At 42.3% G+C, this 18035-nt stretch carries 17 protein-coding genes and 3 pseudogenes; 11 read left to right on the top strand and 9 right to left on the bottom strand.

Annotated features, from left to right (window positions below):
* Nucleotides 1-11: 11 nt before the first annotated feature.
* Nucleotides 12-80, top strand: a pseudogene (locus LEP1GSC060_RS19995) (antitoxin); the annotation flags it as partial.
* Nucleotides 70-508: pseudogene (locus LEP1GSC060_RS18965) on the top strand (PIN domain-containing protein); the annotation flags it as partial. The pseudogenes LEP1GSC060_RS19995 and LEP1GSC060_RS18965, both read left to right, overlap by 11 nt.
* Nucleotides 509-769: 261 nt before the next feature.
* On the opposite strand, the pseudogene LEP1GSC060_RS19445 reads toward LEP1GSC060_RS18965, so the two are convergent.
* Together LEP1GSC060_RS19445 and LEP1GSC060_RS10105 are read right to left on the bottom strand one after the other, a co-directional pair.
* Nucleotides 770-981: pseudogene (locus LEP1GSC060_RS19445) on the bottom strand (CopG family antitoxin).
* Nucleotides 978-1265 (bottom strand): BrnT family toxin, encoded by a 288-nt coding sequence (locus tag LEP1GSC060_RS10105; RefSeq protein WP_003003123.1) that lies wholly within the window; start codon nt 1263-1265, stop codon nt 978-980. The pseudogene LEP1GSC060_RS19445 and the gene LEP1GSC060_RS10105 overlap by 4 nt, the downstream one beginning before the upstream one ends.
* A gap of 444 nt (nt 1266-1709) precedes the next feature.
* Here LEP1GSC060_RS10105 and LEP1GSC060_RS10100 point away from each other — a divergent pair, with 444 nt between their 5' ends.
* The 6 genes from LEP1GSC060_RS10100 to LEP1GSC060_RS10075 all read left to right on the top strand — a co-directional run bounded on the left by LEP1GSC060_RS10100 (nt 1710) and on the right by LEP1GSC060_RS10075 (nt 4269).
* The gene (locus tag LEP1GSC060_RS10100) at nt 1710-1958 is read left to right on the top strand and encodes an AbrB/MazE/SpoVT family DNA-binding domain-containing protein (protein WP_036096101.1); all 249 of its coding nucleotides are present in this window, start codon (nt 1710-1712) and stop codon (nt 1956-1958) included.
* Entirely contained in the window at nt 1952-2275 is a 324-nt protein-coding gene (locus LEP1GSC060_RS10095; RefSeq protein WP_036096093.1) for a type II toxin-antitoxin system PemK/MazF family toxin, read from the top strand. The genes LEP1GSC060_RS10100 and LEP1GSC060_RS10095 overlap by 7 nt, the downstream gene beginning before the upstream one ends.
* A 401-nt stretch (nt 2276-2676) precedes the next feature.
* Nucleotides 2677-2928: a ribbon-helix-helix protein, CopG family gene (locus LEP1GSC060_RS10090; RefSeq protein WP_036096091.1), complete on the top strand. Its 252-nt coding sequence runs from the start codon at nt 2677-2679 to the stop codon at nt 2926-2928.
* Nucleotides 2925-3350, top strand: coding sequence for a type II toxin-antitoxin system VapC family toxin (locus LEP1GSC060_RS10085; RefSeq protein WP_080634544.1), 426 nt, complete (start codon nt 2925-2927; stop codon nt 3348-3350). The genes LEP1GSC060_RS10090 and LEP1GSC060_RS10085 overlap by 4 nt, the downstream gene beginning before the upstream one ends.
* Nucleotides 3351-3670: 320 nt before the next feature.
* Nucleotides 3671-3886, top strand: coding sequence for a hypothetical protein (locus LEP1GSC060_RS10080; RefSeq protein ID WP_036096089.1), 216 nt, complete (start codon nt 3671-3673; stop codon nt 3884-3886).
* Nucleotides 3886-4269 (top strand): PIN domain-containing protein, encoded by a 384-nt coding sequence (locus LEP1GSC060_RS10075; RefSeq protein ID WP_036096087.1) that lies wholly within the window; start codon nt 3886-3888, stop codon nt 4267-4269. The genes LEP1GSC060_RS10080 and LEP1GSC060_RS10075 overlap by 1 nt, the downstream gene beginning before the upstream one ends.
* Nucleotides 4270-4331: 62 nt before the next feature.
* Here LEP1GSC060_RS10075 and LEP1GSC060_RS10070 read toward each other — a convergent pair whose 3' ends face one another.
* Complete coding sequence (locus LEP1GSC060_RS10070; RefSeq protein WP_003003043.1) at nt 4332-7364, bottom strand: AAA family ATPase; 3033 nt, start codon at nt 7362-7364, stop codon at nt 4332-4334.
* Nucleotides 7365-7587: 223 nt separating this feature from the next.
* On the opposite strand from LEP1GSC060_RS10070, the gene LEP1GSC060_RS10065 reads away from it, so the two are divergent.
* Together LEP1GSC060_RS10065 and LEP1GSC060_RS10060 are read left to right on the top strand one after the other, a co-directional pair.
* Nucleotides 7588-8700, top strand: a complete 1113-nt coding sequence (locus LEP1GSC060_RS10065; protein ID WP_003003059.1) for a pyridoxal phosphate-dependent aminotransferase — start codon at nt 7588-7590, stop codon at nt 8698-8700.
* Nucleotides 8684-9499: a prepilin peptidase gene (locus tag LEP1GSC060_RS10060; protein ID WP_003003089.1), complete on the top strand. Its 816-nt coding sequence runs from the start codon at nt 8684-8686 to the stop codon at nt 9497-9499. Before LEP1GSC060_RS10065 ends, LEP1GSC060_RS10060 begins: the two co-directional genes overlap by 17 nt.
* A gap of 211 nt (nt 9500-9710) precedes the next feature.
* Here the strand turns inward: LEP1GSC060_RS10060 and LEP1GSC060_RS10055 are convergent, their stop codons facing one another.
* Nucleotides 9711-11651 carry a hypothetical protein gene (locus LEP1GSC060_RS10055; protein ID WP_003003083.1) on the bottom strand — a complete coding sequence of 647 codons (1941 nt, stop codon included), beginning with the start codon at nt 11649-11651 and terminating at the stop codon, nt 9711-9713.
* A 5-nt stretch (nt 11652-11656) separates the two neighbouring features.
* Entirely contained in the window at nt 11657-11935 is a 279-nt protein-coding gene (gene hisE, locus LEP1GSC060_RS10050; RefSeq protein WP_003003136.1) for a phosphoribosyl-ATP diphosphatase, read from the bottom strand.
* Nucleotides 11936-12261: 326 nt separating this feature from the next.
* Here hisE and LEP1GSC060_RS10045 point away from each other — a divergent pair, with 326 nt between their 5' ends.
* Nucleotides 12262-13095, top strand: coding sequence for a tetratricopeptide repeat protein (locus LEP1GSC060_RS10045; RefSeq protein ID WP_036096085.1), 834 nt, complete (start codon nt 12262-12264; stop codon nt 13093-13095).
* An 85-nt stretch (nt 13096-13180) separates the two neighbouring features.
* Here LEP1GSC060_RS10045 and LEP1GSC060_RS10040 read toward each other — a convergent pair whose 3' ends face one another.
* From LEP1GSC060_RS10040 to mraY, 4 genes are read right to left on the bottom strand one after another with little or no spacing between them, the layout of a single operon-like run.
* On the bottom strand, nt 13181-14674 hold the full coding sequence (locus tag LEP1GSC060_RS10040; protein WP_003003147.1) for a UDP-N-acetylmuramate--L-alanine ligase: 1494 nt from the start codon (nt 14672-14674) through the stop codon (nt 13181-13183).
* 2 nt (nt 14675-14676) lie between these two features.
* Complete coding sequence (locus LEP1GSC060_RS10035) at nt 14677-15753, bottom strand: UDP-N-acetylglucosamine--N-acetylmuramyl-(pentapeptide) pyrophosphoryl-undecaprenol N-acetylglucosamine transferase (RefSeq protein WP_003003161.1); 1077 nt, start codon at nt 15751-15753, stop codon at nt 14677-14679.
* The gene (locus LEP1GSC060_RS10030; protein WP_003003163.1) at nt 15750-16904 is read right to left on the bottom strand and encodes an FtsW/RodA/SpoVE family cell cycle protein; all 1155 of its coding nucleotides are present in this window, start codon (nt 16902-16904) and stop codon (nt 15750-15752) included. The genes LEP1GSC060_RS10035 and LEP1GSC060_RS10030 overlap by 4 nt, the downstream gene beginning before the upstream one ends.
* Nucleotides 16901-18007 carry a phospho-N-acetylmuramoyl-pentapeptide-transferase gene (mraY, locus tag LEP1GSC060_RS10025; protein ID WP_003003120.1) on the bottom strand — a complete coding sequence of 369 codons (1107 nt, stop codon included), beginning with the start codon at nt 18005-18007 and terminating at the stop codon, nt 16901-16903. Before mraY ends, LEP1GSC060_RS10030 begins: the two co-directional genes overlap by 4 nt.
* Nucleotides 18008-18035: the final 28 nt, after the last annotated feature.

Raw genomic sequence — 18035 nt, 5'->3', positions numbered from 1 at the left:
ACACCTAGTATCTATTACAAAAGCTAAATTACGTTAAAGTTGGTCGCAAGTTTACTAGGGATGAGATGAATGAAAGATAAAGTATTCCTGGATACTAATCTGTTTATTTATAATTTTGATACAAAAAATAAAACGAAACATGAGAAATCAAAGGAGATCGTTTCGACAGCTTTAGCAGAAAATAATTATGTAATTAGTTATCAAGTTATTCAAGAATTTTCAAATGTAGCTTTGAAAAAATTTCAGATACCTCTCAAACGGAAAGACCTAGAACTATATTTAAAAAAAAGTTATGTTCCCATTATGTAGCGTCTATTATACTAATGAGAATATTTTGAATGCAATTGAAATCAGAGACCGATATAAACTGTCTTTTTACGATTCTGTCCTTATAGGTTCTGCGATAGAAGCGAATTGTAAAACGCTATTAAGTGAAGATTTACAAGATGGAATTCAAATCAAGGGGTTGCAAATTACGAATCCTTATACTAGGTGTATAAAAAAGAAAAGTAGTTTGGCGCCCACTTCGACTTTTCGCTTCGTTCGCGACTCACGGTTCCCGCTCGCGCTCACTCAGGGCTAAAGCCATATTGCTTTGTCACTTCGGTTTGCGAGACGTTATACTAGGTGTCCACTCGAACCTTGTGCCAACCGCGTCGCGCAGAAGCGCTTGCGGACGCAACGTCGAGAAGCCCATTTCGTTAGTTGGCATCCCGCTTGAAATGTAAATTTGGGAAAGCATCTTATCTTCAAGAATTAAGAAAGGATATTACTTCCAAGTAAGGTCAATTTTCTTATGTTTCGAAGCACATTCAGCTAAGTATAAATTGATTAAATTTTGATATGGAATACCGGTCTGATCGGATAAAGTTTTAAAGTATCCGATAGTATCAACATCAACTCTAATCGTAATTGGCTTTTTTCAGTTTTTTTAAAATAGGTGTTTTTCTTTGACTTTGAAAAATCGTATTCTTTTCTCATAAAAATTCCTCGTATTGTTTAGATTCTAATTTCGTTGCTTTTCTTGCTGAGATAATTCGGATTGTGTTTTTTGAAGCGCGATAACAATGCGAAACCATTAAAAGATTTAATTTATAACTAAATCCAAGTATGATAAATCTTTCTTCATATTCAGAATGATCTGGGTCATTTATAATCCTTGCGTTTTCGTCGTAAAAGACTGTTTTTGCTTCTTCAAATGAAATTTTATGTTTTTTTCTATTTGCGGTATTTTTCGATGTATCCCATTCGAATTCAATTGACATAGACATATGTATAGCGTAAATATTTAGTAAATATAAAGAATGTCAATCGAATTCGCTGGCTAGAGTAATTAGTTAATGTGATTTACTCTTACAGACGCGTGAGAGCAACGAACTTCGGCTTCTCACTGCGTTCGCGACTCACGGTTCCCGCTCGCGCTCACTCAGGGCTAAAGCCATATTGCTTTGTCACTTCGGTTTGCGAGACGTTCGCTAAAGCCCACTCGAACCTCGTTCCAATCCCTTCGCACACAGACGCGCTTGCGGACACGCGGAACTTCGACAATTATCTTTCGTTAGGTGAAAGTTTTTAGATATCATTTTGAAATGAAAGTTTCGAGGGTATTCAAGATATAAAGTTTATTTTCCATAATTGGTGTCCATTCAAGGAAAGAGAATGATTCCTTTTTGATTGACAAATATCATTGTAATTACATAGTAATTACAATGAAAGCTTCAGTTGTAAAAATAGGTAATTCCAAAGGTATTCGGATCCCTAAGGCAGTTTTAGAAGAATGCAATATTGAAGAAGAAGTAGATTTACTAATCGATAATAATAAACTAATTATTGTACCGTTAAAATCAAAACCGAGAGAAGGGTGGGAAAAACAATTTAAATCAATGTCATCTAATAAAGATGATAAGTTACTTATTCCCGATTCAATAGATTTATCAGTCAAGGATTGGGAATGGTGATTTCTCAATATGAAGTGTATTTGATTAATTTAGACCCAACAGTCGGACATGAGATAAAAAAATCAAGACCTTGCGTAATAATTTCACCTAATGAAATGAATAAAACCATTGGAACAATTATTATCGCACCAATGACGGCTAAATCTCGAACCTATCCAACCAGAGTTGAATTAACATTTCAAAACAAGAAAGGTTGGATTGTGTTAGATCAAATTCGAACTGTGGATAAAATACGTCTGATAAAAAAGTTAGGGAAAATTGATCCGAAAACAGTTAATAAAATGAAATTGATTATAAAGGAAATGTTGGTTGATTAGGATAATAATCGATTCAATAAAAACCTTCGTCTAATTACGGTTTCCCCTCGCCATTTTTAACGCTGCGGATCTTCGCTAAATGGCGAGGGATGGAACTCCGGCTTCTCGCTTCGTTCACCACTCGCGGTTTCCGCTCGGACTCACTACGGGCTCCGCCACATTCGCTTTGACGTTCGGCTTGCGGGACGGCCTAAGGACGCTCGAACCTCGTGCCAACCGCCTCGCGCACAGGCGCTTGCGGACGCAACGTCGAGAAGTCTCTTTCGTTAGGCGACGTGCGTACAAAAAGACTTTTGAAATAGAAAAACGTATTTATATATTCATTTTTGTAATTAAAGCGAGTTCAAAAATTTCATTGACAAAATCGAAAATGTATTACAAATGTGATACATGAGGAGAATATGATTAGTCTTCGATTACCCCCAGAATTGGAAAAGAAATTATCGGAAGTGGCGAAAATTGAAAATAAAAGTAAATCAGAGGTCATTAAAGAGTCTTTAGTTTATTATATTAATAACTTTGCGCAAAAACCTTCAGCCTATGAATTAGGTAAAAAATACTTTGGCCAATACCACAGCGGTATTTCTGATAAATCGGTAAATCATCAAAAGTATATTAAAGATGCGATATTGAAAAAACAAAAAGGTAAATGATAAAAGTAATTATTGATACCGGGCCTATCGTAGCTTTCTTCGATGAATCGGATGTTTATTGCACTGAGGTTAGATCATTTCTCAAAGTTTTCAAAGGAAGATTATTTACGACGTTAGCAGTTGTAACGGAAGTTTCGTATTTGTTGTCGGATAATAAGAAAATTCAAAATTCATTTATCGAATGGATTAAAGACGGAGCAATTACAATTCTAAATCAAGATAATGAGCATTTTTCATCAATTCATCATTACATGGAAAAATATTTCGACCGACCTATGGATTTTGCAGATGCATCTCTTGTGAGTCTTTCAGAAATTTATGGAATAAAAGATATTTTAACTTTAGATAGTGATTTCCTTTTCTACAAAACTAAAAAAGGTAAGGCATTAAATATTATTAATTCTGAGATGATCAAATCTTAAATTAAAGTACGCACGATCGCCTAACGTCGACTTCTCGCTCCGTTCGTCACTCACGGTTCCCGTTCCCGCTCGGTCTCACTCCAGCCTGCGGCACATTTGTTTTGTCACTCGGTTTGCAAAACGTTCGCTAAGGCTCACTCAAAACCTCGTCCTAATTCCTTCGCACACTCGCCTCCCCCGCTCAACTTCGCGTATCCAAATACGTTAGGCGACATTCCTGCAAAGCTTAATTTTAAAAGGAAACAATAATCGAAAAAGAAATTCGGGTGAAACGATAAAAAAGCTGGCAAAATACGAAACCGCATCGTATCATAGATCGTATGAAAGTTACAGCGATTTTACCCGATGATTTGATAACTGAAATTCAGAAATATTCTGGCGGGAAGAATATAACAGATTCGCTACAAAAGGCACTTTCTGAATGGTTAAAGCAGGCAAAAATTAAAAAGCTAAATCAGAAATTAGATAAATCACCATTAGCTTTCCAAAAAGGATTTAGCAGTGAAAGTATACGAAATCTAAATCGAGAAAGATAATGGTATTAGTTGATACTTCGATCTGGATCGAGTTTTTCAAAAGAAATGAACCCTATTTTAGCGAACTAAGAGATTTAATAGAATCTTCCGAAGTGATTGTACATGAAGTTATCTTTGGAGAACTTCTTCAGCGTTGTAAAAGCAAATCAGAGGTTTCATTTATATTAGAGTACTGGGAAAATTTAAATACTTTGACTTCGGAAAATAGTTTTCTTGAAGCGGGAAAACTTTCCTACGAACAGAAGTTAAAAGATAAAAGCGCCGGTTTAATCGATTCAGTGATAATCAACGAAGCAATGAAAAGAAATTTGAAGCTTTGGGCCTTGGACAAGAAAATATTAAAAGTTTTAAATCCTGCAAAGATTTATCAGTCGAAACAATAGCAGGCACTTCGCATAACTTAGATTTCACGCTCCGTTAGACGAAATACGTGCAAAACAGAGAATCAATTTCTCATACTATGATGTGTCAAAATCAATCTGCCGAGTTCGGTTCCGATCAAATTGGGCATATTGTAAAAATTATCCGAAGTGATCTGGATGGAATCTTGAAACAGATGTTCCGCGATGTATCTCCTACCGAGCCCGACGCCTAAGAAGACGTAGTTTCGATTTTGGTTCTTTAAAATTTCTGCATGTAGTTTGCGGTTGTCCCTAGAATTGATTTCGTCGGAAACTTCCGCCTTTCCTCTTTGCCCGCGAAAATCGGAAATCATGACAACGATTTTAGTCTGTGCTTCCGGCGAAAAATACGATTCCACTTTTTCAAGGAGTTGATATTCTTCCACGGAATCGCCCTGCCAATCGGTTCTGAGAAAATTGAACATCTCTTCTTCTTTTACTTCGTCGTAGGTTTCGTCCAGGCGTTTGATCGGAATCAGATCGATCCGATCTTTTTTGTTGTTTCGATCCGAATACGCGTGGATCGAAAAATCGACTTCGTGTTCGTTGAGGATGTACGCGGAAGAAAGCATCGCGGAGATCACGGCAACGGCATATTCAAAATTGAAGATTCTTCTGGACTTGGAAACGAGAAAGGCGACTTCCACACCTTTGAGTTTTTCCTCGTTTTTATCGATGATCGTACGATCGAAAACTTTACTGTCCCCTCTTCCGGATAAGAAGGAAATATATTTCCGAGTATCGATCCGGTTTCCTTCGTTTCGATACATTCTCGTGATGTCGATCTCCGGATCAAAAAGGCGATCGAGGTTGAGTTCAATGTCTTCCAAACTCTGACCGAACACTTCTTTGAATTCTTTCAAGGAAACTTGGATCGCGTAGTCCCAGAGAATTTTTCGTTTGGCAAGAAATTGTTTATAGAGTTCTTCGGTGCGATAACCCCAGGCCCCGCCTCCGCCCGCGGGTTCGCCTTGGCCCTTGTTGCCTCGGGTATCCTGGCCGTACCAAGCGTCGGCGCCTTCTTTGGTTTGGCCGCCGGTTTCCGGAGTATCGATTTCGATTCCTCTTTTGAGAGGATTTCCGGAGTTGAGAAGTTTGGCCTTACCGGTTAACGCTTCTCTTTTATGAAGTTCGGGATTCCACCAACTTTTTTTTTCAATGTCGGTGGCCGTTGTCAGAGTTTTTTTTTTCTTATCCTCAAGAACCTTGAAGAAATCCGATTCGACTTCGATACCCGACATTTGGAAATCCAAAATCTTTTCGAGTTCCATCCTTTCTTTCGGATCGGCGATTTGATTGGTGTAAGCGATCTTTCCGCCTCGAACCGCGGCTTCTTTGAGACCCGCTTCTCCGCCCTTCTCATCCGCATAACGCAGAATATGATCCTTCCAAAAAAGAATATTAGAAAGTCCGAATAGATACGGAAGGAGGTTCGCGGAACCGACGGTTCTTTTTTTGGCGAGATCTCGGATCTTCAAGTGAAAGGCGACCATCTTCAAAATCAAACCGTTTCCGGGAAGATAAAAGGATAGAATTTCGGTTAACGTGGATTCGTCTTCGAGGTCCGGAAACAAAACGCTCGTAAAACGATTACGAAACGCTCTGGAAATGGTAGCGGTGGACTTGGATTTACGAAAGAGTTTGAGCGCGAAGATTCTGGATTCTTCCGTGAGTTGGATCGGTTCCGTTCTTCCGGCTTCGGGAGGAAGGGTGAGAGATCGCGCGTCGTCGGTTAACATATTCAATTTTTCTACGAGTTCGGCGCCCGCCGCTTCCAGGTTCGTGATGAGAATGTTTCCGCCTTCCCGAATCCCTCGAGTCAGAGGACCGTCCACCCAATCCACCTTGGAACCGTCGATCGGCTTCAAGGCTCCGATGATATCCGAAGTATGAATTCCCTTACAAAGGCTGACCGTCTCCAGAGGAAGCCCCGAAATTTCGGTAAAAAGCGGAAGTAAAATCTGTGGATCCTGTTCTTCCGAATACTCGATCAAAACGTTTTCTTGAAATTGAACCGCCGTAAAAATTTTCTCGGAGAATTCCCGAAGTTTGAAAGGAAGAGGAACCCCGCCTAACAGCTCTTTGGCGCGATTTTCGTCCCGGACGGGAACCGCCTTATCGTTGCAGTACAAAATTCCCTTATGAATCTGAAAACTCGGTTCGGGAAGTTCCGGAGTCATTTTCAAACCAGATTCGCCGAGCAACAACTCGATCTGAAAATCCCTGTCCTCTTTTTTGCGAAAAGGTTCCACGTAAAAATTCCAAAATTCCCGGAACTGAAGTTCGCTCGTGTCCGCTTTTAAACCCAAAAGACGATTGCAAAGTTTTTTCAAGTTTCGAATATTAAAATGATACTTTTCCAGATCTCCTTTTCCGAGTTTGCCCGTTACGACTCGATTTTCGGTTTCTATGGAAATCCGGATGCAGGATCGAAGCAAGGATTCGCTCAAAGAAGGATAAAGTTTTTTTAATATAAAAAGAATTTCATCCGGAGTATGAGGATCGATAAAAACCACCGAGAAAAAACGAGTGATGTCAAACGGCAGCGGCTTTCTTCCCTCAAAACCTTCGGATGGATTTTGAGTTCCGATAAAATTAAAACCGTCGCCGCTGTAAATTCTGGAACCGTCCCCTTCGATTAACTCCAAATAGGCGGACTCATAAACCGTGGAGAATCGTTTGATGATATGCGGCGGACAAAGGTTCATCTCGTCCGCGACAAAACTATGGCCCGAACGAATCGCCGCAGTCAACGGACCGTCCGACCAAACAAATCCTCTTCCGTCCATCAGGATTCGATACGAACCGATCAGGTCTTCGGGAAGAGTGTCCTCGTTAAAGCTGAATCTCGAAGTGGGATGTTTTCTTTTATAATTGATGTAATAGATCAGAGCGTTCTTTCCCACACCGGCGTCTCCGACGAGAAGGACGGGTTTGCCTTCCAACAACGGATAAAGAATATTGGACAAGTTACGAACGGTGGAATCCGTCTCGACGAGATCGGATCCAAGACTTCCGGAATTGATTCCGGATTTTGAAACGGGAACATTCAGACCTGCGATTTTTACGGTTTCCATAATTCAAAGTTTATCCCTTAGAATCCTCTGGCAACCTCAATTCCCAATTAAAAAAAACATCCGTCGAAACGATAAACATCGTATCCTTTTCCATCTTTTTAAAAAGAAAATCAAACGTCGTATCGAACCGTAGCTTGAATGGTTTGACGAACCGATCCGGTTTTCGAGAAGATTCTTTTTAGGCGGTGATTCTTTCGGATCAAAATTGCAGCGAGGATTGAGTATGAATCAGAGTACATTAGAATATGTTTTAGCCGATCGTATCCGAGGTCTGGATACTTCCGCCATCCGCAAAGCCTTTGAACTTGCGGGCACACTCCAAAATCCGATCAATCTTTCCATCGGACAACCGCACTTTCCTTGTCCTCCCAATATTATAGAAGCCGGATGTAAGGCTTTGAAAGACGGCAAAACCGCTTACACACTTACGGGAGGAATTCCCGAATTAAAAAACGCTCTCGCGGAAAAATACAAAAACGGAAACGGAATTTCCTACGCAGAGCCGGAAAGAATTTTAGTCACTTCGGGAATCAGTTCCGCGTTTTTACTTTTATTCAACGCGTTGTTAAACGAAGGAGACGAATGTCTGGTTGTAACTCCTCACTTTTTGATGTATCCGGCCTATATCAAAATTTACGGAGGAAAGATGAATACGGTTCACGAGTCTTTCGAACCGGAAGCTCTGAAAGAATTCTCAAATAAAAAACTCAAAATCATCATCTACTCTTCCCCTTCCAATCCTACCGGAAAAATTCTTTCCCGAACACAACTGGAAGCCCTCGCCGATCTCGCCGAAAAAACCGGAGCGTATCTGATCTCCGACGAAATCTACGAACTCTTCGACTATGATCAAAAGTTTATATCCGCCGGTTCCTTTTACGAGAAGGCGATCACTCTTTCCGGTTTTTCAAAAACCTACGGTATGACGGGACTTCGTTTAGCCTCGATCCTGGCGCCGAAACCCATTACAAAAACATTAACTACTTTGCAGCAGTACACTTTAGTTTGCGCCCCTTCCGTGACTCAGTGGATGGGACTGGAAGCGTTAAAGACGGACATGAGTTCTTACATCGCCGACTACAAAGAAAAAAGGGACTTCGTCTACGAGTCGTTAAAGGATCGTTACGACGTCGCCAAAAGCGAAGGCGCTTTTTACTTCTTCATCAAGATCCGGGAAAAGGACGACGACTTTATCGTAAGGGCGGTCAAGGAAAAAGAATTGATTCTCGTTCCGGGTTATATCTTTACCGATTCCAAAAACTACATTCGAATCAGTTTTGCATCCGAATGGGAGAATCTGAAACGGGGAATCTCCGCGCTTGTTCAGCTTGCCTGATCCGGTCGGTTTTTGGATCGTTTTCGTTTTCGGAAGTTTAGGCGCGGCTTCTCTGGGAAGTTTTTACGTCACTCTAGGCTTTCGAATTTTGGAATATTATTACGGTAAAAAAAGAAAATCGATTTCGTTTTTCGAAAGATGGAAGGGGATTCTCACGCGTCCCAGTTCCTGCGATTTTTGCGGCGCGGAAATACGTTATCCGGAATTGCTTCCCGTTTTCGGTTATTTCATCTCGAAAGGTAAATGCAAACATTGTAATGGAAGAATCCGTTTTCTTTTTCCTTTGATCGAATTTTCCTTTGTCTGCGTTTTTATTTTTTGTTTTTCCCTAACGAAAAATCCTGCGTTCAGTTTCGTTTTTCTTTTCTTTTGCGGTCATCTTTTGATTTCTTGTCTGACCGATGCGTTTCATTTTTCTTTGGATTATGAAAACCTTCCCTGGATTTTATTTTTTGGAATCGGTTCCACCTTTCTCTTAAACGGAAAACTTCCGGGTTGGGACGAGTGGTTCGTCCTCGGCGGTTTTTTCCTCGCGTTTTTGATTTTGTTTTTTTTATTTCCGAACGGAATCGGTTTCGGGGACGTTTTGTTCGCTCCGATTTTCGCCTTCATCGCGGGCCATCCCTGGTGGATCTTTTTTTTAAATGCTTCTTACATTCCTGCGGTTCTGTTTACGATCGTCCTTCGGGAAAGAGGAAAAAGTTTACGTAAGGCTCCGATTCCCATGGGTTTGTATTTCGGCGTCGGCTCGCTTCTTACTTTCCTTGGCAAAATTCTTTTTGATTCCGGCGCCGAATGATCTGCCGAGTGACCCATAGGGAACGAGGCATAAGTTTACGACCGAATCGGCTTCGTCCGACTCACAAAAATATATAATTTTTTGAAAGGGAACGAGGCATAAGTTTACGACCGAATCGGCTTCGTCCGACTCACAAAAATATATAATTTTTTGAATATGATTGGAATTTACATTTCGAATATTCAAAAACTATAATTTTCTTATCCTTGTTTCAGGGTTCCTTCGATTTCACTTGCGACGAAAGGCCGAAATATTCTCGAACCAACTCCTTTGTCAAATCCTCGTCCTTCCAATTCGTATACGGAATCCCGTAGAGAGTATTACGATAAACGTTTAACACGAACGGATATTGAAATCCTGCCGGAAACCTAGTCTTAAAATTCCCCTCTCCCAAAAACGTAAAATTAAATATCGTTCGCCAACGTTCTCGACTCCAGATCTCGCCTTCGCTTAACAATCGAACTTCATAATAAAAACGATCCAGCTCCCGGTTCGGAAAAGAAGCGGTCTTTTTTGCGATAGATTCCTGATCCCGAAAAGAAGCGATCGTTTCTGCGATAGATTCCTGATATCCCCGAGGCAAAAGACGAACATAATGACCCGGAAATCCCTTTCCGGGCAACCTCGCCAAAAAAGGATCAGTTATCCCTAACAGATCGATCCAGTGGATCCCGGGGCCTCCGTAATATCCCGCTAAACCGACATTGGTCGTAACTTCGACCTGCCGAACTCCGCACCCAAACGATGGAGTTCGAATCATTCTTAAATCTTCGGATAGAGTTTTTTTCCCGTTGAACATGTCGTAACTTGGATTCGCGGATTTTGAGCAATTCTCCGATGAAATTCGGATCACATACAACGCCCAAGGATGAGACGCGGACGTAATCCTTCGAAACCGATGTTTCAAAGAAACGTTATCCTGATAGGAAGCCCTTTCGTCCACAATTCCCCGTTCCACTCGAACCGGAGATCTCTGAAAAGTGTAACGAAACGGGGAAGCGGGATGGACCAGGAAATAGATCCAAACAAAACCTACGGCAAAAAAACACTTTTTTTGAATATTCAAATTATAGGATGTAGTTCGAAGAGATAAAAAAAGACACTGAGAAAAAACGGATAGGACGAAACAGGTTCCTATAAATCTTCCCGCCATAAAATCCCCTCCCACCCAGAGAAGATAAAAAATCAGGATCCCGATCGAACCGAAACTGATCGTCAAAATCTCTCTTTCTTGGCGATTCAAACCCGGCGCCCACGTCGTGGAAAAGCGCGTTATCCGACGAAATATCGGATCGGCAACGAGCCAAAAAAAATGAGTCCCGAACACGAAGGCGACGATAGGATCCCATTTTAAACTGATTTTTAGATAGTCCCATCCCGCGGAAATCCGTTCGGGCAAACTCGATAGAACGTTCGTTTTTGCGTAGAAGGTGTTCGGCAAAAAGGATCCGAAATAGATCAGTGAAAATCCCAAGTAAAAAATCCAGGGAGACATTCCTAAAAACGAATATACGAAGAATGAAATATTACGATCCTGAAAAACTCTCCGGAAAAGAAAAACCAAAGGAAAAATCAGGAATAAAACCAGATCCAGACGGGTTAATGCGAGCAAAGCGCTTAGGAAGCCGATTGCGAACGCGTCCGATCTTTTTTTTTCCCGATCCTCGTCCAGATACAAAGAATAAAATCGAATCTGAAAAACCAGGATCAACAGAAAGGAAAGCGGATTTTCGAGGCCGGAAGTATTATAATCTATGAATATTCGAGAGGAGAAAAACACTCCGATGGAAATCAAAATCAATCCCAAACCGTTTCGAAACCTGAAAAAAGTAAAACCGTATAAGAATAAAAAAAGGGCTCCGCACGCGAAAGACAAAAGATAGGCGGCGATATCGATATCCCGAACGATCCATTGAATCGGGATCAACAAAAAAAGCCAAAGCGGATGTGTGTAAACCTGAACTCTTTCCAACGGATTCCAACGAAGTCCGAACCCGTTTAGAAAATTATCCACGACTCGAAACGTGATGAACGAATCGTCGCTTAACCAAGCGCTGTGATAAAAAAGATAGGCATATATAAGGAATGATAATGAAACGAGGAGGATTTTACCGGAAATTCTTTTGGGAAAGACGACTTCCGATCCATTCATTTTTTTTAAGAATGGCGTTTGCGAAGTTCTTCCACGATGTCCTGTAATGAAAGCCCTTGTTCGACGAGCAACACTTGCAAATGAAAAATCAGATCGGCCACTTCGTGTGTGAGTTCTTTTTTGTCCGAATTTTTCGCCGCGATGATGACTTCTCCGGCTTCTTCCCCTACTTTTTTGAGGATCCGATCCACCCCGCCTCGAAACAAATCCGCGGTATAAGATTTTTCGGGAAGATCCTGTTTTCTTTTTTTCAGTATGTTTTCCAATTGTAATAAAAATTCCATGAACCCGGGTTTCCTTTCCAAAATCTGCCCCTAGTTTTCCCGTCCTCCGGTTCTCCGACAACCGTATTTTTAGGATCCTTCCAAAAGAAAACGCTGGCTAAAGTGTTCGCTAAAAAGTCCGATGATTGAGAATGAAAAATTTACAACGTCTACGAACTCTGGCCGTGCGATTTTTGTGGGAGTTCCCGCGTTTTAGAAATCGGTGGATCGATTATCGGGATCAAAAGTTAGGATTCGTATGTTCCGGGATCTCGCAGAAGGCCGTTGTATTTCCGACAGGTTTACCTTCAAATCCAAATAACTTATGGAGAAGGTTGCGACTGTCTATGGATCGCCGTATCGGATTTTTATCTTTCGCGATTTCCGTTCTGTTATGCGTCTTTCTTTGTTCCCCGATCTCCGCCGAAATCCAGTGGGAAAACTCGGTCAAGGCCGCCTTTGAAAAAGCGAAAGCCGACGGAAAACCGATCTTTATAGACGTCTACGCGGATTGGTGCGGCTACTGCAAAACTCTCAAGAACGAGATCTATCCCAAAAAAGAAGTTCAACTCGAACTTTCCAAGTTCGTCACTCTTTCTTTGGACGGAGATCGTTTTCCGAATTTAAAACGCAAATACGGAATCAAAGGTTATCCATCGATCCTTTTCTTGGATCAAAACGGCAGCCTCATCGATAAAATCACGGGGATGCCCGATTCCAAGATGATTCTTAAATTGCTGAAAAACGCATACGCTCGCCGAAACTTGGAAAAGGAACATCTCGATCTGTTAACCAAGGATCCGAACGGAATCAAGGCCAACTTTCAAGCCGGTGTTTATTATTTCGAAGCGAAAGAATATACAAAGGCAATTCAATTCTTTCAGAAGGCGATCGACTCGAACGATACGAAGGATGACGACAAAAAACACGACGCTTTATTCAATTTAGGAATTTCTTATTTAGAAATCGGTAATTTTAAATCCGCGATCGCTACCTTCAACTCCTATATTTCCAAGTTTCCGAACGGAGATATTTCCTCGGTTCTTTTTTTTCGAGCAAACGCATACGAAGAATTGAATCAAAAGGACGATGCAAGGGCCGACTATAAAAAAGTTTTGGAACTCACGACCGATCCGGATGAAAAAAAAGATCTTCAGATGAGAATCGATTCTCTCAATTAGAATTTTCTACGCCCGACGGTCCGCTGGAAATCGGCGGTTGAAAATCCGGGCGAATCGCTTTCGCATCGGTCAGCCCGATCTCACGTTACTCATCTTTTAAAAAAGCCAGGCCCCAGTCTCTTACGTTACCGGCCCCGAGTGTGACGAGTTTGTCCCCGGGTTTCAAAAAATCCTTCAGGGCCATAACACCCTCGGAAATTTCTCCGGAAAGAATTTTTGCGGAAACCTTCATGGAATCCGCGATGAGTTCGGTTTTTACACCGTCGATCGGCTCTTCACCCGCGGAATAGATCGGTAAAAGATAAACGGTATCTCCCGTATCCAGACTTTCGGCGAATTCTTTGTAAAGACTTTGTGTCCTCGAATACCGATGCGGTTGAAAAAGAACGATCGCCCTTCCGTCTTTTTTCAAATCCTCCATCGACTGAATCACCGCCTTGATTTCGGTGGGATGATGCCCGTAGTCGTCGTAAACCTCGATCCCGTTTTTGCTTCCGAGATATTCCAATCTTCGGCTAACGCCGGAATACTCCGGAATTTTAGAAACGAGTTCCGCAATAGGCGCCCCCGCCTCGAAACACGCCAAAATCGCAGCCAAAGCGTTTTTCAAATAGTGTTCGCCGGGATACTTAAGAGAAAACGAATATTCCTTTTCTTGAAATCGAAAACTCAAAACGCCGGACTCGATCGTGTAATATACGATTTTGGAAGAATCGAAATCCGATAAAGCGTCGTTTTCCGCATTGTTTCGAACACGGAACGTTTCGTTCTCTAAGTTAGAGGAGGCAGCACCGTTTTCCGCAACGTCCGGATTTTTAGAAAAACCCTTTGTAGTTCCGCCGGAAACCATAGATTTAGAAAAACCTAATATTCTAGGACGATCCGGAATCAAAACGAACGAATCCAGAATTCCGACGTCGTCCAGATTCAAAATCAAACTTCGGGAAGCGCGTTCCATATAACGGGCAAAGGCGCCCAAAAGATTCTCCCGCGTCTTATAATAATCCAGATGGTCTTCGTCCACGTTTGTGAGAACTCTAATTTCCGCATGATGATTATTGAATGTTCCGTCCGACTCGTCCGACTCGAAAACTCCCCATTCTCCCTTTCCCCAGGATCCGCCCTTTCCACCTAAGAACGCAACCTCTCCTCCCACCATCACCGACGGGGACATCCCGCATTTTTCCAAAAGGAACGCGGTCATCGCGGTCGTAGTCGTCTTACCGTGGGAACCCGCGACGGAAATCTGTTTTTTCTCCGCCATGATTTGGTGAAGCAGTTCCGACCGATGAATTAAAGGAATTCCCTTCTCTCTGAATTTTTTTACCAAAGGATGAGAATCCAATCGGATCGCGGAAGAATAAACCGCAAGATCATAATCCCCTACGTCTAAAACATCGGATTTATGCAATACGGTCGCTCCGTTTGCAACCAGCTTTTCGACGATCGCGGAATGTTTACCGTCGTAACCGCCCACCTTAAAACCCTTGCTCAAAAGTAAAAACGCGAGAGAGGACATTCCGGAGCCGCCGATTCCCAATAAGAACGGTTTGTGAAAGGGTTTCCGATTTGGGTCCATCTTCAATCGAGAGAGAAAAAATATTTCGCTGTATCTTTGGAAGCGTCCACGTGAGAACACTGAAGAGAACTGATGGACATGTCGTTTAACAAATTCACGTTATTTACCATTTGATCCAATATTCTAAAAAGATGGGATTCGTCCTCGTCCTTTTGATCGATTACGACCGCGGCCCCGTTGAGTTCGAAGTATTTCGCGTTCGCCATCTGGTGATCGTCTTTCGCATACGGATAAGGAATCAGTATCATAGGTAACGCAAACGCCGCACATTCGGAAAGTACACCCGAACCGGAACGAGCGATCACGAAGTTCGCCCATTCGTAGTGTTCCTTCATGTTATCGGAATATGAAATGAGTTCTGCGTCCTTCTTTGTCTTTTTGGAAACTTCTTCGTACAAAGCGGAACCGGTTAATACTCGAAATCGAAACTGAGTGTTGATTTCCTCGTGGCCCATGAGTGCGATGACGATATTGTTGATCTGTCTCGCTCCCTGGCTTCCGCCCATCACGAGCACGTTGAATTGTGTTTTCTTTTTTGTGTCGTATTTTTCGGAGAACTTCAAAGACATCTTAGGGAGCGTCTTTTTTCTGAGCGGATTTCCGAGAACTTGGTAATTGCAGGGAATCGCGGAATTTTTAGGCGGAAAACTAAACGCGGCCTTGTTTGCAAATCTAAAGAACAATCGGTTCACGTTTCCGGGTACGGTGTTTTGTTCGCAGAGGTAAATTTTCTTTCTAAAAAGAATTCCGTAAAGGATGGACGATACGGTGGAATATCCTCCCATCCCGATCACCGCATCCACATTCAATCTTTTGAATAAAAGAAAAGTTTTTAGAATCTGAATCGTATAACGAAAAGGGAATAAAAGAATATTACTGGAAAGCGGCGGAAGGTCGTGCCATAAAACCGGACAGGGAGCCTGTTCGAGATCCGGGTTGTTCCGATTGCGAACCAGGGAATATAAGTATAAATTTTCGTATCCGATCTTTTCTTTCAATTCGGTCAGCACTTCCGCCAAGGCCACCCCGGGTGAAATATGCCCCCCGGTTCCGCCGGCCGCGATTACAATCGATCTCATAGACCCAGGTTTTCCTTTCGTGTAATATTGACAAGAATTCCGAGAGAAATCAACACGATGAGAATGGACGATCCTCCGTAACTCACAAACGGCAAACTGATCCCCGTGATCGGAAAGATTCCGGTTACGACGAACATATTGATGATGAACTGAGTGCCTAAGACGATCAGAATTCCCGCTCCTAAATAAAATCCGAACGGATCTTTGACTTTTTGGACGAGATAAAAACTTCGGAATAACAAAACGAGGATGAGAAAAATAAAAATCATAAATCCGAGAAAACCGAAATCTTCGACAAACGTCGCGAGTACGAAGTCCGTATGACTGTAAGTTAGATATCGGTGCGCGTAACCGGACGCCAACTTGTTGCCGAACCAGCCCCCGTCCAAAAAAGCGCGGAAAGAAGTTACAAGCTGATGCCCCTCGTCGAATCGATACCGATACGGATCCAACCAAACTTCCACTCTCTTTTTTCGATAACCCACTCGATCGATCAGAATGTATATTAGAGGAAGTGAAACAATTCCCGCAACGAGCAGATTTCGAAACGGAAATCCGAATAAAAAAATAAAACCCAAAACGACAAATAGGATTTCGAGAGTGGTTCCGAACGCGGGTTCCACCAAAATCAAAACGATCACGGTCGATAAAAGCAAAGTGGGAATCAAAAGTTTTTTGTAATCGGGAGTCGATTGTAATTTTAATTTCTGAAAAAGAGAAGCGAGATAAACGAGCACCGCAATTTTGGCGACCTCGGAAGGTTGTAACTGATACGGACCGATCGCGATCCATCTGTGAAAGTTTCTCCCGTAGTAAGTGGAAACGGACTTTCCGACTCCGGGAATAAACACCAAAATCAAAAGACCGATCGCGACGATCATTCCCAAGAAGGCGAGTTTTTCGAGTTTTTGATACGGAAATACGGAAAAGAAAAAAAAGAACACGAGACCGATACAGGTCCATATCGATTGTTTTTTGAGGAAATATTCGGAATCCTTAAACTCTCTCCAAGCGGTGATACTCGAAGAAGAATACATAACGCAGAGCCCCGTGAAAAGAAGAACGAAAATCGTTACGATCAAAAGTACATCCGGGGAATTTTTTCCCGGAAGCCAAACTTCCCTCCACTTTCTTGCGATAAAATCGATCATTGAATTTTCAAAGTCGAAAGGGAGACGATTGCGAGAATGACCGCGATGATCCAGAAACGAATCACTATCTTGGTTTCTTTCAATCCTCCCAACTCGAAATGATGATGCAGAGGAGCCATCTTAAAGATTCTCTTTCCGGTCAACTTAAACGAGCCGACCTGAAGGATCACGGAAAGAGCCTCGCTCACAAAAATCGCTCCCAAGATCAAAAGCAGAATTTCCTTTTTTAAAAGAATGACTATCATCCCGAGGGTCGCGCCTAAAAACAAAGAACCCGTATCGCCCATAAATATTTGAGCGGGATGCGCGTTGAACCAAAGAAATCCGAAAAGAGCTCCGGTAAGAGCCGAAAGGAAAACGGAATATTCGTGAGCCCCGGGAAGATATGGAATGTTCAAGTAGTTCGCGACGATGGGTGTTCCCGAAAAGTACGCGATGATCCCCAGGGTTACGACCGCAATCGCCACGGTTCCGGTTGCGAGCCCGTCGAGTCCGTCCGTCAAATTGACCGCGTGAGAGGAACCGATGATTACGAGGATCGAAAACGGAACGGCAAACACGCCGAGCGCCGTCACCGGACCTTTGATGAACGGAAAAAACAAATCGGTAAGTTGAAACGGAATTTTACCGGAATGGCCGGTCGCGCCCGTATAATAAAAGAATAATATACAAAAAGCGAATGAGATCAAAATCGAAGACAAAAACTTGGTTCTCGCCCTCATCCCGCCTTTGATTTTTTTAACGGATTTCATATAATCGTCCGCAAAACCGAGCGCCGAAAAACAAAGTGAAAACACGGACAATAAAATCACATTCGGATTTTTTAAATTACCCCAGAGCAAAACCGAAAAAAGAAGGGAACCGATGATCAAAAGTCCTCCCATCGTGGGGGTTCCTTTTTTGACCTCGTGAGACTTGGGACCGTCGTCCCGGACCGATTCCCTGAATTTTAAACCGTATAAAAAGTCGATCACCCTATGTCCGAGCCAAAACGTGACGAACATCGAAGTTAAACCCGCCATCAACGCGCGAAAAGTAACGTAACTGAAAATCCTAAGCGAATCGAGATGATTGAAATAAAGATCGTAAAGATAATAAAACATTTTGCCTGTCCTGTTTTCAAAAAAACGG

This window comes from Leptospira weilii serovar Ranarum str. ICFT (genome assembly GCF_000332415.1).
Lineage (GTDB): Bacteria > Spirochaetota > Leptospiria > Leptospirales > Leptospiraceae > Leptospira > Leptospira weilii_A.
The sequence above is the reverse complement of the archived record's forward strand: the minus strand, read 5'-3'. Positions and strand labels throughout refer to the sequence as shown.